Annotated in this window: 12 protein-coding genes; 8 read left to right on the top strand and 4 right to left on the bottom strand. The window is 57.1% G+C overall.

The genetic code is table 11. The features are described 5' to 3' along the window. Positions 1–355: 355 nt before the first annotated feature. Together cysQ and I6N93_RS02895 are read left to right on the top strand one after the other, a co-directional pair. Positions 356–1,096 (top strand): 3'(2'),5'-bisphosphate nucleotidase CysQ, encoded by a 741-nt coding sequence (cysQ, locus tag I6N93_RS02890; RefSeq protein WP_085686253.1) that lies wholly within the window; start codon positions 356–358, stop codon positions 1,094–1,096. 422 nt (positions 1,097–1,518) lie between these two features. Continuing rightward, on the top strand, positions 1,519–1,725 hold the full coding sequence (locus I6N93_RS02895) for a DUF1107 domain-containing protein (protein ID WP_085686251.1): 207 nt from the start codon (positions 1,519–1,521) through the stop codon (positions 1,723–1,725). Positions 1,726–1,937: 212 nt separating this feature from the next. Here I6N93_RS02895 and I6N93_RS02900 read toward each other — a convergent pair whose 3' ends face one another. Both I6N93_RS02900 and msrA read right to left on the bottom strand, forming a co-directional pair. Then, on the bottom strand, positions 1,938–3,260 hold the full coding sequence (locus tag I6N93_RS02900; RefSeq protein ID WP_085686249.1) for a hemolysin family protein: 1,323 nt from the start codon (positions 3,258–3,260) through the stop codon (positions 1,938–1,940). Positions 3,261–3,492: 232 nt separating this feature from the next. Then, positions 3,493–4,134 (bottom strand): peptide-methionine (S)-S-oxide reductase MsrA, encoded by a 642-nt coding sequence (msrA, locus tag I6N93_RS02905; RefSeq protein ID WP_085686247.1) that lies wholly within the window; start codon positions 4,132–4,134, stop codon positions 3,493–3,495. Positions 4,135–4,365: 231 nt separating this feature from the next. Here msrA and tamA point away from each other — a divergent pair, with 231 nt between their 5' ends. Genes tamA through I6N93_RS02920 form a run of 3 tightly spaced genes read left to right on the top strand, consistent with a single transcriptional unit; the run spans position 4,366 to position 10,294 of the window. Then, entirely contained in the window at positions 4,366–6,105 is a 1,740-nt protein-coding gene (gene tamA / locus I6N93_RS02910; RefSeq protein WP_232100141.1) for an autotransporter assembly complex protein TamA, read from the top strand. Further along, positions 6,102–9,944: an autotransporter assembly complex protein TamB gene (gene tamB / locus I6N93_RS02915; protein ID WP_085686243.1), complete on the top strand. Its 3,843-nt coding sequence runs from the start codon at positions 6,102–6,104 to the stop codon at positions 9,942–9,944. Before tamA ends, tamB begins: the two co-directional genes overlap by 4 nt. A 2-nt stretch (positions 9,945–9,946) precedes the next feature. Next, positions 9,947–10,294, top strand: a complete 348-nt coding sequence (locus tag I6N93_RS02920; RefSeq protein ID WP_085686241.1) for a gamma-glutamylcyclotransferase family protein — start codon at positions 9,947–9,949, stop codon at positions 10,292–10,294. A 322-nt stretch (positions 10,295–10,616) separates the two neighbouring features. Here the strand turns inward: I6N93_RS02920 and ppa are convergent, their stop codons facing one another. Further along, positions 10,617–11,147 carry an inorganic diphosphatase gene (gene ppa, locus I6N93_RS02925; protein ID WP_085651143.1) on the bottom strand — a complete coding sequence of 177 codons (531 nt, stop codon included), beginning with the start codon at positions 11,145–11,147 and terminating at the stop codon, positions 10,617–10,619. Between the two features lie 290 nt (positions 11,148–11,437). Between ppa and I6N93_RS02930 the strand changes: the two genes are divergently transcribed. Beyond that, positions 11,438–13,024, top strand: a complete 1,587-nt coding sequence (locus I6N93_RS02930; protein WP_085686239.1) for a methyl-accepting chemotaxis protein — start codon at positions 11,438–11,440, stop codon at positions 13,022–13,024. Between the two features lie 54 nt (positions 13,025–13,078). On the opposite strand, the gene plsY is transcribed toward I6N93_RS02930, so the two are convergent. Continuing rightward, positions 13,079–13,705, bottom strand: a complete 627-nt coding sequence (gene plsY, locus I6N93_RS02935; protein ID WP_112149892.1) for a glycerol-3-phosphate 1-O-acyltransferase PlsY — start codon at positions 13,703–13,705, stop codon at positions 13,079–13,081. A gap of 106 nt (positions 13,706–13,811) precedes the next feature. Here plsY and folB point away from each other — a divergent pair, with 106 nt between their 5' ends. Together folB and bacA are read left to right on the top strand one after the other, a co-directional pair. Continuing rightward, positions 13,812–14,165 (top strand): bifunctional dihydroneopterin aldolase/7,8-dihydroneopterin epimerase, encoded by a 354-nt coding sequence (gene folB / locus I6N93_RS02940; protein WP_085686237.1) that lies wholly within the window; start codon positions 13,812–13,814, stop codon positions 14,163–14,165. 140 nt (positions 14,166–14,305) lie between these two features. Continuing rightward, a complete protein-coding gene (gene bacA / locus I6N93_RS02945) occupies positions 14,306–15,127 on the top strand; it encodes an undecaprenyl-diphosphate phosphatase (protein WP_085686235.1) in 822 nt (273 codons plus the stop codon). Positions 15,128–15,210 lie beyond the last annotated feature (83 nt).

Below are 15,210 nucleotides of genomic sequence, written 5' to 3' on the forward strand. Positions count from 1 at the left end.
AACATCGCGAGATCGTAAAGATTTACCCTGAGTTTAGGTCTCAGCGACCTCCGGAACGCACTTGGCTGCGGTGGAGCGTCAGGAAATGTTTTAGCGTGCTGTCTTGCACGACGTTGCAAGACACGAATACGCCCCTCAGCCCCACGGCTGCCGGTGTCTTATCACGCCGTGTTTTTGCGGGGTGGTAGTGAAGGGCATATCTCATATAATCAGGGTTAACAGATGAAGTATCATCCCTGTAGATAAAGGGCGCGCGGAAGCGGCCACGCCTGTAGCGTCATGGCCGGCTCATCCCTTTTCAGCGTTATCAGACGGGGCATTCGGCGGCCTCGGCGACCGGTAAAGAGGAGAAATCATGCTAGATCATATTTGCCAGCTAGCGCGTGAGGCGGGTGACGTCATCATGCAAATCTATTCGGGACAGGCACCGGTTGAGGTCAAACACAAGCAGGATGACTCGCCGGTGACCGCTGCCGATATCGCCGCGCACAACGTCATTGTCCGCGGGCTGACGGCGGCCTATCCGGCCATTCCTTTGTTGTCTGAAGAAGATCCGCCGCCGTGGTCCGAACGCCGGCAATGGCAGCGTTACTGGCTGGTGGACCCGCTGGACGGGACGAAAGAGTTTATTGGGCGCAACGGGGAATTTACCGTCAATATCGCACTGATCGAAGACGGCAAGCCGGTGCTGGGCGTTGTGTACGTGCCGGTAACCGGCGTGATGTACGCCGCCGCGGACGGCAAAGCCTGGAAAGAGGAATGCGGCGTCCGTTTGCCGATTCGGGTGCAGGACGCGCGTCCGCCGCTGGTCGTGGTCAGCCGTTCCCATGCGGATGCGGAGCTGCAGGACTATCTCGACCAGTTGGGCGATCATCAGACCGTCGCTATAGGCTCATCGCTGAAGTTCTGTCTGGTGGCGGAAGGGCAAGCTCAGCTCTATCCGCGTTTCGGGCCCACCTGCGTATGGGACACGGCCGCAGGGCACGCCGTGGCGCTGGCGGCGGGCGCGCAGGTCAATGATTGGAAAGGCCAGCCGTTGTCTTATCTCCCTCGCGAATCGTTCCTGAACCCCGGATTTCGCGTCTCCCTGTATTAATCCCGTCTGAGGGTTCTCCGGGCCGGTGTACGAGGCCCGGATCTCGCGCCATCTTCCCCTTACTTTTCTGAGCTTTAGAGTTGCATGGGGATTGTCCGAAACCATTAATCGCTGTCGTCATTCCGTCATAAAAAGACGGTATAACACCGCACGGGCTAAATAAGCCGGCTGAAATGGCGTGAAACGCCGCTGACCGGTGGTGTTCTGTATTGACCTGATATTTGAATGTTTATTCTGATTTATCAGATTTTTGCGTTTTTCTGTTCCGTAAACTAATGTAAAAGCGATGAATAATGCTGGCTTATAGGGAACTTCCCATTAAATATCTACCCTAAATGTAGGATAAAGCTTGGTGCGTCATACATCCTGTTCCGGGTTGGTGGCAGGAGACGCGCTACTGGAACAACGTAAGGAGAGGAAGTATGAGGATCTTCGAACGCTATAATCCCTTTAAAGTCGCCAAGTATGTGAAGACACTGTTTCGCGGACGGTTATACATCAAAGGGGTGGGGGCTTTTGAGTTTGATTACGGCAAAATTTTACTCCCGAAAAAGAAAGACAAGCTGCATCTTGAAGTCATGTCTGAGGTTAATCGTCAGGTCATCAAACTGCAGTCAGAGCTGGCTTAACGCCGACTGCCACTGCCGCCTTCGCAATAGGATGTTGGAGACGACGGCCCGGACTGTTGCGACACATTCAAAGAATTAATGCGTGATGTGTAAAAAGAACAGGTTCGGATCTGCGCCGGTATGAGGGTGATCGGTACGCCATGCGGTTATCCAGCGTCAAAAAAGGCCCGTTAACGGGCTTTTTTTAATGGGTGAAAGACAGCCATACACGCCTACACGATGGTGACATCCGGGCTGGCACTTCCGGCCGGTTTGTCTTCCAGTCGCGTCACCAGCAGCTGGTCAATCTTGTAGCTGTCGATATCCACCACTTCAAACTTATAGCCCGCGAAACGCACGAAATCGGTCCGCTTGGGGATTTTACGCAGGGTGTACATCATGAAACCCCCTATGGTTTCGTAGTTGCCGGAGTGGGGGAAGTTGTCGATATTCAGCACGCGCATGACGTCGTCGATCGGCGTGCCGCCCTCGATCAGCCAGGAGTTGGCGTCGCGCGCGACAATCTGCTCTTCCAGCCCCTGTCCCACCAAGTCGCCCATGAGCGTCGTCATCACGTCGTTGAGGGTGATAATGCCGACCACCAGCGCATACTCATTCAGAATCACCGCGAAGTCTTCGCCAGCAGCCTTGAAGCTTTCCAGCGCCTCGGACAACGTCAGCGTATCCGGCACGATCAGCGCCGGGCGAATCTGTACGCCGCTGGTTAGTTCCAGACTCTGATTGCCCAGCACCCGGTTGAGCAGATCTTTGGAGTCGACGTAGCCGACGATCTGATCGATATGGCCGTCGCAAACCAGGAATTTGGAGTGCGGCTGCCGGGCGATTTTCTCTTTGATGCTTTCCTCGCCCGCATGCAAATCGAAGAACACCACGCTTTCACGAGAGGTCATGGAAGACGGTACGGTGCGGGATTCCAGCTCGAACACGTTTTCGATCAGCTCATGTTCCTGCTTGCGCAGCACGCCGGCCAGCGCGCCGGCCTCCACCACCGCATAGATGTCGTCTGACGTAATGTCGTCCTTACGCACCATCGGCAGCTTGAGCATCCGGAAAATCATGTTCGCCAGCCCGTTGAACAGCCACACCAGCGGACGAAAGATCAGCAGACAGAAGCGCATGGGGTTGATGATCCGAACGGCGACCGTTTCGGGGGCGATCATGCCTATGCGTTTCGGCGTCAAATCGCCAAATAGGATAAACAGACTGGTGACCAGCACGAACGAACAGATAAAGCTGACGCGATCGGCCATCTCCGGCGACATCACATTATCGAAAAGCATTTTAAAGTAGGGGGAGAAGGCGGCGTCGCCGACGATACCGGCAAGTATGGCAACGGCGTTGACGCCGATCTGGATCACGGTAAAGAAAATACCGGGCGTCTCCTGCAGCTTCATCACACGTTCGGCGTTCTGGTTGCCCTCGTCCGCCATGAACTTGAGCTTTATTTTGCGCGATGCAGCCAGGGAAATTTCAGACACGGAGAAAAAAGCGCTAATGGCGATAAGAAAAATAATTAATAACAGACTGTTTAACATAGTTTTTTCGCTTTGCCTCAATAGACAGGGCGATCCTCAGGAAGGAAAATAATCATGAACCGACGGCAGGGAGCCGTGGACAAGGCCGGTTATCAGCCTCATGTCGGCGGCATTATAGCAGGAGCGTTCAAAGAACCGCCAGCACTGGCGTGAGGCGATCTGCGGGCCGCTAAAACGGCTTTCAATCAGCAAAAAAACGCCGTCGGTTTTGACGCGACGGCATTGAGTAAAATCAGCCCTGCGGCGGCAGACAAACGCCTATGCCGCCCAGTCCGCAGTACCCTTCCGGGTTTTTGTACAGGTACTGCTGATGCTCATCTTCCGCATAGTAGAACGGTCCGGCCTCCGCGATTTCGGTGGAGACCGTTCGCTGGTCGCCCGCCGCCGCCATCGCCAGTTGGAAACGTTGCAGGCTCTCTGTCGCCGCCTGTTCCTGCTGAGGCGTCAGCGTATAGATCGCCGAGCGGTACTGCGTGCCGATATCGCCTCCCTGACGCATCCCCTGCGCCGGATCGTGATGTTCCCAGAACACCTGCAGCAGCGTTTCGTAAGGGACGACGGCGGGATCGAAGACGACGCGCACGGCTTCTGCATGACCGGTTTTGCCGGTGCAGACTTCCCGGTAGGTTGGATTGGGCGTAAAGCCGCCGCAGTAGCCGGCCGCGGTGCTGTAAACGCCCGGTTGCTGCCAGAACAGGCGCTCGGCGCCCCAGAAACAGCCCATGGCGAAGATAGCCACGCCCATCCCCTCCGGCACATGCGTCATCGAGTGCTGATTGACCGCATGGAGTCTGACGACAGGCATTGGCGTGGACCGCCCAGGCAGAGCGTCGGCCTGACTTACCGGCTGAGTTTTATCAAAAAGTGAGACCACGTTGAGCTCCCATTTGCTGATTGAATCATCGTTATCGGTTACGGTTACGGTATCTTCCGGGCAGGATAAAAGGGTGTGCGGGCGAGTTTCCCCTTGTATACACTATATTTTAGGCTTTACCGGCTAATATTTATGGCTAAAGAGAAACAATTTAATTCTATTGGGTTTTCAGGGAGCGCAGTGGCGATTTTTACATTAAAGAGGAAGTCTTACCGCACCGGCGGCATCCGCCTGTGCCGAGCGATAGGTGTGTGCGGATTACTGCTGGCGAGTGCGTCTGCCGGCGCCGCTTCCAATGTCCGTCTGCAGGTAACGGGACTGACGGGCGACCTGCAAAAGAATGTGCGGGCGCAGCTCTCTACCATTACCGCCGATGAAGTCAGCGCCGACGGACGTTTTCGTTCCCGCGTCAACACGGCAATCCGACAAGGTTTGCGGGCGCTGGGTTACTACGATCCTGAGATCGACTTTCAGTTGTTACCCGCCGTCAACGGCGGCCGCCCGGTGCTGATGGTCAAAGTATCGCCGGGAGAACCTGTGAAAATCGCCGGTGTGGACGTCGATATTGAAGGGCATGCCCGCAACGACGAGGACTTCCTGAAGCTGAAGAAAGAGAAAACGCCTGCGCTGGGCACCGTCCTCAATCACGGCGATTATGATGCTTTTAAAAGCGACCTGAACACGCTTGCCGTCAGCAAGGGCTACTTCGACGCGCACTTCCTCAAAAGTCAGTTGGGGGTGATGGACTCGGCCCGTCAGGCCTTCTGGGATATCGACTATGACAGCGGCGATCGCTATCGCTTCGGCGCGCTGAGCATCAAAGGATCGCAGATCCGCGAAGAATACGTCCGCGCACTGCTGCCTTTCCATGAAGGCGACGACTACACCTCTGAACAACTGGGCGAATTCAACCGCCGGCTGTCAGCCACCGGATGGTTTAACTCCGTGGTGGTTTCCCCCGACCTGCAACGCGGCAGAGAAAACAAAAATAAAGCGCTGCCGATGGAAGCGGTGCTGTCACCGCGGACGCACAACACGGTGGAAACCGGGGTCGGGTACGCGACGGACGTCGGGCCGAGACTGAAAACCACCTGGAACAAGCCCTGGGTCAACGACCGCGGACATAGTCTGCAAAGCAGCCTGAGCGTCTCGGCCCCGGAACAGCAGTTGGATCTGAGCTATAAGATCCCGCTGCTGAAAAGCCCGCTGGAGCAATACTACCTGTTGCAGGGCGGCTTCAAGCGCGAAGATCTCAACGACACCAAAGCCGACTCCTCGACCCTGAATGTGGCCCGCTATTGGAACCATTCGAGCGGTTGGCAGCGTTCGGTCAACCTGCGCTGGAGTCTGGATCACTTTACTCAGGGGTCGGTGACCGACACGACGATGCTGCTCTATCCCGGCTTCAACGTGAACCGTACCCGTCAGCGGGGCGGTTTGATGCCGACGTGGGGAGACTCGCAAAGCTATTCCATCGACGTATCCAATACCGCCTGGGGATCCGATATCGATTTCACCGTCTGGCAGGCGCAGAACGTCTGGATCCGCACGCTGGCCGAAAAACATCGGTTCGTCGCGCGCGGCAACCTGGGCTGGATTGAAACCGGCAGCTTCTCCCGCGTGCCGCCGTCGCTGCGTTTCTTTGCCGGGGGCGATCGCAGCATTCGCGGCTACAAATACAAATCCATCTCTCCCCGTGATAGCGACGACAAGCTGACCGGGGCCTCCCGGCTGGCGACGGGCTCGCTCGAATATCAATACAACATTACCGGCAAATGGTGGGGCGCGGCGTTCATCGACAGCGGCGAAGCGGTTAATGACTTCAAACAAAGCAACTTCAAAACCGGGGCGGGGGTCGGCGTGCGTTGGGCGTCCCCGGTCGGGCCCATCAAGCTGGACATCGCACGGCCTATCGGCGATCCGGAGAAACACGGTTTACAGTTCTACATCGGTTTGGGGCCTGAATTATGAGTCAGTTGAAAAAAATCGGGATCGGCCTCATTGCCGTGGTACTCATGCTGCTGGTGGCGCTGACGTTGTTAGTGACGACGACGTCAGGGCTGCATTTTATGCTGAACTCGGCCACGCGCTGGGTGCCGGGGTTGGCCATCGGTAAGGTGGACGGCGGCTGGCGCGACCTGACGTTACAGGACTTCAGCTATCAGATGCCGGGCGTGACGGTGAAGGCGACCCGCCTGCATCTGGCTTTGACTCCGAGCTGTCTGTGGCACAGCAAGCTGTGCATCAACGACCTGTCGTTACAGGGGCTGGACGTGGTGGTGGACACGAAGGCCATGCCGCCCGCCTCTCAGGAGACGACGGCCGCCAGCAAGCCGACCACGGAGATCTCCACGCCGGTAACGCTGGACCTGCAACATTTCAGCCTGCAAAACACCCGCGTGACGGTGGACGATATCGCCATGTCGCTGGCGGAGTTTCAGACCGGTATGCTTTGGCAAGGACGGTCGCTGACGCTGCAACCGACCCGTATCGTCTCCTTGCTGGTCGCGCTGCCTAAAACCCCGGCGGGACGGGGCGTCAAAGACGAAGTGACGGCGGGAGACGTCGCGCAGACGCTGCCGCAGGTGACCAAATCCTCTCAGGATAAGGACGTCAAAGACGCGGCGACGGAAAAAGCGCCCGACGAGCCGCCGTTAGGCGAACGGTTGCAGGCGATGTTCGCCAAGCCGCTGCTGAGCGACATGCCTGCCATCACTCTGCCGCTGGACGTCACCATTGCCGATATTATCGGTGAGCAGTTGCGTGTCACCGGCGATCAGGACGTGACGATCAACCGTCTGCAACTGCAGGCGTCTACGCGCAATCAGGCGATGACCCTACAGCGGTTCAGCGTACACTCCCCGCAGGGATCGCTGTTCGCCAACGGCGCGGCCACCCTCAACGGCGACTGGCCGGTGACCTTTAACGCCAACGGCGCGCTGAACATTGACCCGTTGAAGGGGGAACGCCTGAAGCTCACCGTCGACGGCGCGTTGCGACAGCAGCTGAAGCTGGCGGTGAATTTGTCCGGTCCGCAGCGCGCGCAGCTGAATATCGACGCGGCGCTGGCCGAGACGGGCCTGCCTCTGACGCTGAAACTGCAAAGTTCCCAGCTGCGTTGGCCGGTGACCGGCACCGCGCAGTATCAGGTGAATAACCTGCAGGTGAATTTCGGCGGTAAAGCCACGGACTATGCGCTCAACGCTAAGGGCGATATCCGCGGTAGCGCCGTTCCGCCCGCCTCGCTGCGGGTTGAAGGAAAGGGCGATCTACAACAGTTCGAGCTGGCGCACCTCCGGCTGGATGCGTTCGAGGGCTACGGCGATATCACCGCCAAAGTCGACTGGCGCGATGCCGTCAACTGGAGCAGCGCGCTGACCCTCAGCCGTATCAATACGGGGCGACAGTGGCCGGACTGGCCGGTGCGCCTCAACGGCAGCATCAAGGCCAACGGGCAGGTGGTGTCCGGCCGCGACTGGAAGCTGCAGGTGCCCCAACTGCAACTTGACGGCAGCATCCGCCAGAACACGCTGACGGCCAACGGTTCCCTGAGCGGTAATGCGGCGGGACAGTGGAATGTGCCCGGGCTTAATCTGGCGCTGGGCCGCAACCAGATCAACGTCAAAGGAACACTAGACGAACGCTGGCAACTGCTGGCCGATATCAACGCGCCGGCGCTGAATGGGATGTTGCCCGGTTTGGGCGGACGCATCCTCGGCAATCTTCATCTGGACGGACGTCGGGATGCGCCCGAGGTTCGCGCCGACTTAACGGCCTCTTCGCTGCGCTGGCAGGATCTCCGGATTCAGCGTATCGACCTGAAAGGCGACGTCCGTTCAGATCGCCAGATTCAGGGGACGCTAGCGCTTAAGGTGGCCCAGCTCACGCAGGGTTCGCTGAAGGTCAGCTCGGTTGATCTGGAAGCGGGCGGCAACGAAACCAAACATCAGCTTCAGCTTACCGTGCAAGGCGAGCCGGTTTCCGGCCAGCTTGCGCTGAACGGCAGCTTCGACCGTGCTCAGGAGCGCTGGTTCGGCACGTTGAACAATACCCGTTTCGATACGCCGGTGGGAGAGTGGCGCCTGACTCAGGCGATGTCGCTGGACTATCTGGCGGCGGCGCAGAAAATCACCGTCGGCGCCCACTGCTGGGTGAATCCGCATGCCGAAGTGTGTGTGCCGAAGCCGATCCAGGCTGGCCCCAGCGGACAGGCCAGCGTGCGGCTTAATCGCTTCGATCTGGCGATGCTCGAGCCTTTCCTGAGTGAAGACACCGTGCTGACCGGGCGGTTCTCCGGCGATGCCGACGTGAGCTGGCAGGCAAGCGGCGGACTGCCGCAGGCCAAGGTCACGCTGAACGGCGACGGTGTGAGCGTGCGTCAACAGATGCAGGGCGGCGCGCTGCCGGTGGTATTCGATACGCTCACGCTGAATGCCGGTCTTGACCGCGGTCAGGCTAAAATCGGCTGGAGGATGGCGATTCGCGGCAATGGTCGTCTGAACGGCGACGTGCTGATTAGCGATCCGCAGCTGCGTCGTAACCTGAGCGGAACGGTCACCATTGATACGCTGTCGCTGGATATGCTCAACCCGGCATTGCAGCAGGGCGAGAAGGCCGCCGGTATTCTGAACGCCAATCTGCGGTTGGGCGGCAACCTCGAACGTCCGCAGATCTTTGGTCAGATGGTGCTGGAAAAACTGGATATCGACGGTAACTGGATGCCGGTCGATCTGAAAAATGGCCGGCTTGCGGTGTACTTCAATGGAATGTCCTCCACGCTGCAAGGGTTCCTCAAAACCACCCAGGGGCAGGTCAACCTGGCCGGGGGCGCCGACTGGTCGCAGCCGGATGCCTGGCGTGCGCGCGTGGCGGCGAAAGGCGATCGTATGCGAGTGACGGTGCCGCCGATGGTGCGTCTGGACGTATCGCCCGATATTGTTTTCGACGCCACGCCGCAGCTGCTGGCGCTGAACGGGTCGGTGAATATTCCCTGGGCGCGCATCGTCGTGCATGACCTGCCGGCCAGTTCGGTCGGCGTCTCGTCGGATGAGGTGATGCTGAATGAGGAGGGGAAACCGACGCAGCAGAAATCGACCTCGATCCCGATCAACAGTAACCTGACCATCCATATTGGAGATGACGTCAAACTGGATGCCTATGGCCTGAAAGCCAATCTGGCGGGCGATCTGAAAGTGGCGCAGGACGAACGTGGTTTGGGGCTTAATGGCCAAATCAATATTCCCAGCGGACGATTCAAGGCGTATGGTCAGGATCTACAGGTTCGTAAAGGTCAGCTGTTATTTGCGGGACCGCCGGGACAGCCGATGCTGAATATCGAGGCTATCCGTAACCCTGACAACACGGAAGACGATGTCACCGTGGGGATCCGCGTCACGGGTTCCGCCTCGGCGCCTAAGCTGGAGGTGTTCTCCGATCCGGCCTTGTCGCAGCAGGAAGCGTTATCTTATCTGTTGCGCGGTCAGGGGCTGGACAGCAGCGGGACCGATAGCTCAATGATGACTTCAGCATTGATCGGCCTGGGGGTTGCGCAGACCGGACAAGTTGTGGGTAAAATCGGCGAGGCTTTCGGCGTAAGCAATTTAGCTCTGGATACACAGGGCGCTGGCGATAATTCACAAGTCGTCGTCAGCGGTTACGTTGCGCCGGGCCTGCAAGTCAAATATGGCGTGGGTATATTTGATTCACTGGCAACGTTAACGCTGCGTTATCGTTTAATGCCAAAACTATATCTGGAGGCGGTGTCTGGCGTCAGTCAGGCATTAGATGTGCTCTATCAGTTCGAGTTTTAGCGATGCGAATTATTGTCTATGGCAGTTTACGACGCAAACAGGGAAATAGTCATTGGATGACCCATGCGCAATGGCTAGGCGACCACCAGCTTGAAGGCTATGAGCTGTATGATTTGGGTCACTATCCGGCGGCAGTGGCGGGTGAGGGGGCGGTCTACGGCGAAGTCTATCGCATTAGTTCCGCCATCCTGACCGAATTGGATGCTTTAAAACGAGACGGCGGCGAATATAAGCGCAAGCTGATATTTACCCCCTACGGCAGCGCCTGGATCTATCTTTATCAGCGCTCCGTGGCCGGTTTGCGGCGCATCAGTAGCGGCGACTGGTCTAAACGCGACGAAGAAGCGTAACCGCCTTTTATCGTCCTCACGGCTGCCCCGATACGCGATGCCGGAGTAAGAGTTAAAGCCGGGTCAATCGTTTTTCAGTCTGCTTCAAAATAAAAAACACCGCGCGTTGCGGTGTTTTTTTATGCCTGTCGCCAGGGATATATTCCTTTCTTGCCGTAGAAAGGCGCGCAGACAACGGCCTGCGAATTTTACCACGCGAGGGATTGAGAGAGACCAGTGGGTGTCGGAAACGACAAGAGGCTGAGCCGTTAAGCCTCAGCCTCTTGCAGGGTCAGGTCGAGCACTGCCGGGAACGTCTTCCGCGGCACTGTAACCGTCTGGATTACTTGTTTTTGGCGCGCTCGAAAGAGGCAACGATTTCTGCTTTAGCGGCTTCAGCGTTGTCCCAGCCTTCCACTTTCACCCATTTGCCTTTTTCCAGATCCTTGTAGTGCTCAAAGAAATGGCCAATCTGCGCGCGCAGCAGTTCAGGCAGGTCGTTCACATCCTGAATGTGTTCGTACTCTTTGCTCAGTTTGCTGTGTGGTACGGCAACCACTTTGGCATCTTCACCGGATTCGTCGGTCATTTTCAGTACGCCGACCGGGCGGCAACGGATCACAGAGCCCGGCTGCAGCGGGAACGGGGTTGGAACCAATACATCGACCGGATCGCCGTCCAGCGACAGAGTGTGGTTGATGTAACCGTAGTTGCACGGATAGAACATCGCGGTAGACATAAAGCGGTCGACAAACAACGCGCCGCTTTCTTTGTCTACTTCATATTTGATGGGATCGGAATTCGCGGGAATTTCGATGACTACATAAATATCTTCCGGAAGCGATTTGCCTGCCGGCACCGTATTCAAGCTCATGTCGGTTTCCTTCTCTTCTAAACCAGAAATGGAGTGGCGGTCATTATAGCCAACTCGCCGTGAAAGTCGCGGTTTTTAGCCGTGAGGTCGCAGGTTCGGCGTGCCGCAGGGCCAGGGCTGCTTCAGCCGGGGGGCTTACATTATGGAAGCGGTTGCTAGCAAGCTAACCATAACCAATATAATAATTAATTTAACTGAAGAGTAAGGATGATGATCCGATAAGAAAGGGGCTTATTTAATGAGATTTATCTATTTTTATGGCTTTTCTATTAAGTTAAGAGGGATTTTGGATGTTGAAAAATATCATGGTGAAGTCGAGCCTGATTGTATTGTTGAGCGTCATGGTACTGCTGCTGCTTCTGGTCAGCGGTATTGGCGCCAACGCCATCAGTCAGGGAAACGCGTCGTTAAGCTCGATCGATAAAATACAGGGGAAGGAACTGGGGACGCTGGCGGCGAGCTATACGGCGACGCTGCGAGCCCGCACCACCGCCTATCAGGCCGCGCGGCAGTTGGATGAGGGCAATGTTGCCCGCGCGAAAGAAACGCTGTCTCGCGTTGAAAATTATCTGGAGCGTTCTCGCAAAGATATGGACGAGTTTCTGGCGTATGGCACGGTAACCGCCAAAGGCGCGATTCTGGCCGATCAAATCAAAACCAGCTATGAAAGCTACCGCAATCTGGGCATCGCCCCGATGATGGAAGCGTTGAAAAAGGGCGATACCGCCGAGTTCTATAAAATCACACAAGACGTCGTCGTGCCCTATAGCATGGCTATGGATAAAGCCATCAACGACTTCCGTGTCTTCGCTATCATGGTGGGCGATAATCTGCTGACCGAGGCCGAAGAGCTGGCGTTAAGCCGGTTATCGATTATCGGCCTTTCCTGCGTGCTGACGCTGCTGCTGTCCGGCGTGGCTTGGGTCGTGATCAAACGCCTGATCCTAAAGCCGCTGGATCGTTCCGTCCATCAGTTGGAAGTCATCGCTGGCGGCGACTTGTCCCAGCATATTGAAGACGGCGGCAAGAACGAAATCGGCCGTCTGATTCAGGCGATGAAGACGATGCAGGACGCGCTGGCAACCGCCGTCGGGCGAGTTCGTGATGCGGGGAGTCAGATTGAAGTCGGCACGCGAGAGTTGTCCGCCGGCAACATCAATCTGGCGGCGCGTACCGAGGAGTCTGCGGCGTCATTGGAACAGACTGCCGCCAGCATGGAGCAGCTATCCTCTACGGTGAAACTGAATGCAGAAAGCGCCGATCAGGCGTATCAACTGTCGCAAAACGTGGCTGATATCGCCGATAAGGGCAGCGATGCCGTGCGTCGGATGCTGGAAAAAATGGAGCTGATTTCCCAAAGTACGGCGAGCGTGGCGGATATCCTGGCCATGATCGACGGCATCGCTTTCCAGACCAACATTCTGGCGCTGAACGCGGCGGTTGAGGCGGCGCGTGCAGGCGAACAGGGACGCGGTTTCGCCGTGGTTGCCAGCGAGGTCCGCAGTCTGGCCCAGCGCAGCGCGCAGTCGGCTAAAGAGATCAAAACGCTGCTGGAAGATTCGCAGATACAGGTACGTGAAGGCACGGAAATCGCGCAGGTCGCCGGTGAAACCATGCAGGACGTTTCGTCCGCCGTGGTACAGGTGACGACGCTGATGGGCGAGATCTCCACCGCGACCCGCGAGCAGAGCAACGGTATCGATCAGGTCAATACCGCCGTGTCGCAAATGGACAGCGTGGCGCAGCAGAATGCCTCGTTGGTTGAGGAATCGGCATCGGCGACGCGTTCGCTGGAAGAACAGGCGATTGAACTGGCGACCAGTATGGCGCTGTTCAAGTTGGACAATGAACCGTTGGTCGCGATTGGCCGCAGCTAAACGGGAGTAACGCGGCGCTGCATATCAGCGGCGTCGTGAATCAAGCGATGCGGGTTATTTCCGCCCGGAGGAGGATGAAGAGGCGTTCCGGCGTCGCTTTTTCCAGATTTTGGTCTCCTGACCGCGCCACAAACGCTGAATATTGTTGTGGTGGCGGACCAGAATCAGGCAGGACAGCATGGCGACAGGGAAGGTTAACTGTGGTTTAAACCACCAGACGTAAAACGGTGCAATCAGCGCACTCACGATAGCGCCCAGCGACGAATACCCGCTCAGCAGCACGGTCAACAGCCACGTGCCCGTCATTAACCCCGTTAAGTCCCAGCCGATAGGTGCGATGGCGCCGAATGCCGTTGCCACTCCTTTACCGCCATGAAAACGAAAGAACAGGGGATAAATGTGGCCCAGACAGGCGGCGATGGCGATCAAACCGAGATAAAAGGGCGCGACGCCCAGCTCATAAGCACCCCAAACAGGCAACATGCCCTTCAGGATGTCGAAAACCAGCACGGCGACCGCGGCCCCTTTGCCGCCGACGCGTAACACGTTGGTGGCCCCCGGGTTTCCCGAGCCGCTTTCGCGTGGGTCCGGCAATCCGGCGATCCTACAGACCAGAATCGCACTGGAAATCGAGCCGCACAGATACGCGAGGATAATTATTCCCAGCGCGGTAGCACTCATAGTCTGCGTCCGTCTAATAAAGGTCGTTTTAATATTAGCATCCAAGGATAATACGCATATTCGGCCGGAAGTGGTATCCGGCAGCTGCAAAAACAAGGGGTAGGTAATGGATATCGTATTTATCGAAGCGCTTAGCGTGATTACCACGATCGGCGTTTACGACTGGGAGCAGACGATCCAGCAGAAACTGGTGTTCGATATTGAAATGGGATGGGACAATCGCGCCGCCGCCGCCAGTGACGACGTCAAAGATTGCCTAAGTTATGCGGACGTCAGCGAGGCGGTGATCGCGCTGGTCTCCACGCGGCGGTTCGCGCTGGTTGAACGCGTGGCGGAAGACGTGGTCCAAATGCTGATGAAACGATTCGGGATACCGTGGATGCGTCTTAAAGTCAGCAAACCGGGTGCGGTCGCTCAGGCTCGTGCGGTCGGCGTGGTGATTGAACGGGGAATGAGATAATTCCGGTATGTCATGATTAGAGACCCTTCCTAAGGTCATCAACCTGTAATCTCATTATTTTAATGTCGTTTCATATGCAGCGGCTCGCGTGCAGCGAGGCCGCTTTTTTATGGTTACGGTTTGATGGAGCTGAACAGGTAATGACAGATTCATACACGTTGCTGGTGGCATTTATCCTTGGGATCGTCGAGGGGCTGACGGAGTTTTTACCGGTCTCCTCGACCGGGCATATGATCCTTGTCGGTCATTGGTTGGGATTTGAGAACGATCTGTCGAACACCTTTGAGGTGGTGATTCAGTTGGGGTCCATCCTGGCGGTGGTGGTCGTATTCTGGCGGCGCATGTTCGGCCTGATTGGCATCCATTTCGGTCGCCAGCCCCATGAGGGCATCAAGCCCACCGGACGTTTGACGCTGGTGCATATCTTGTTGGGCATGGGGCCGGCGGTGGTGCTGGGGATGTTGTTCCACGACGCCATCAAAACGCTGTTCAACCCGCAGATGGTGGCATGGGCGCTGATCGCCGGCGGTATTTTGCTGCTGATTGCCGAGAAATGGCGTCCTAAAACCCCGCAGGCGGAAGGACTGGATGATATTACCTATCGTCAGGCGTTCTACATCGGGTGCTTTCAGTGTCTGGCGCTGTGGCCGGGATTTTCCCGTTCCGGCGCGACGATCTCCGGCGGGATGTTGACGGGCGTGAGCCGCTTTGCGGCATCCGAGTTTTCCTTCATCCTGGCGGTGCCGATGATGCTGGGGGCCAGCGGGCTGGATTTGTATAAGAACTGGCATCTGATGAGCTTGTCCGCGCTGCCGATGTTCGCCATCGGCTTCACCACCGCATTCGTGGTCGCGATGATCGCGATTAAAACGTTCCTGGCGGTGATCAAACGGATGTCGTTCGTGCCTTTCGCCATTTACCGCTTCATTGTCGGCGCGGCGGTGTATGTGATCTTCATGTAACAAGGCGGGGGCCTTCCCCCATAAAAGGTGGTTTTGACTGTAGTGCTAAAACGGCTTTTCCCCTGCGGCAGCGCATAAGGGAA

The organism is Lonsdalea populi (genome assembly GCF_015999465.1).
Classification (GTDB): domain Bacteria; phylum Pseudomonadota; class Gammaproteobacteria; order Enterobacterales; family Enterobacteriaceae; genus Lonsdalea; species Lonsdalea populi.

Bases quoted from the DNA above. Each gene is read 5' to 3' on its own strand.
- cysQ (WP_085686253.1), top strand. From the start codon at position 356: ATGCTAGATCATATTTGCCAGCTAGCGCGTGAGGCGGGTGACGTCATC.
- I6N93_RS02895 (WP_085686251.1), top strand. From the start codon at position 1,519: ATGAGGATCTTCGAACGCTATAATCCCTTTAAAGTCGCCAAGTATGTG.
- I6N93_RS02900 (WP_085686249.1), bottom strand. From the start codon at position 3,260: ATGTTAAACAGTCTGTTATTAATTATTTTTCTTATCGCCATTAGCGCT.
- tamB (WP_085686243.1), top strand. From the start codon at position 6,102: ATGAGTCAGTTGAAAAAAATCGGGATCGGCCTCATTGCCGTGGTACTC.
- I6N93_RS02920 (WP_085686241.1), top strand. From the start codon at position 9,947: ATGCGAATTATTGTCTATGGCAGTTTACGACGCAAACAGGGAAATAGT.
- ppa (WP_085651143.1), bottom strand. From the start codon at position 11,147: ATGAGCTTGAATACGGTGCCGGCAGGCAAATCGCTTCCGGAAGATATT.
- I6N93_RS02930 (WP_085686239.1), top strand. From the start codon at position 11,438: ATGTTGAAAAATATCATGGTGAAGTCGAGCCTGATTGTATTGTTGAGC.
- plsY (WP_112149892.1), bottom strand. From the start codon at position 13,705: ATGAGTGCTACCGCGCTGGGAATAATTATCCTCGCGTATCTGTGCGGC.
- folB (WP_085686237.1), top strand. From the start codon at position 13,812: ATGGATATCGTATTTATCGAAGCGCTTAGCGTGATTACCACGATCGGC.
- bacA (WP_085686235.1), top strand. From the start codon at position 14,306: ATGACAGATTCATACACGTTGCTGGTGGCATTTATCCTTGGGATCGTC.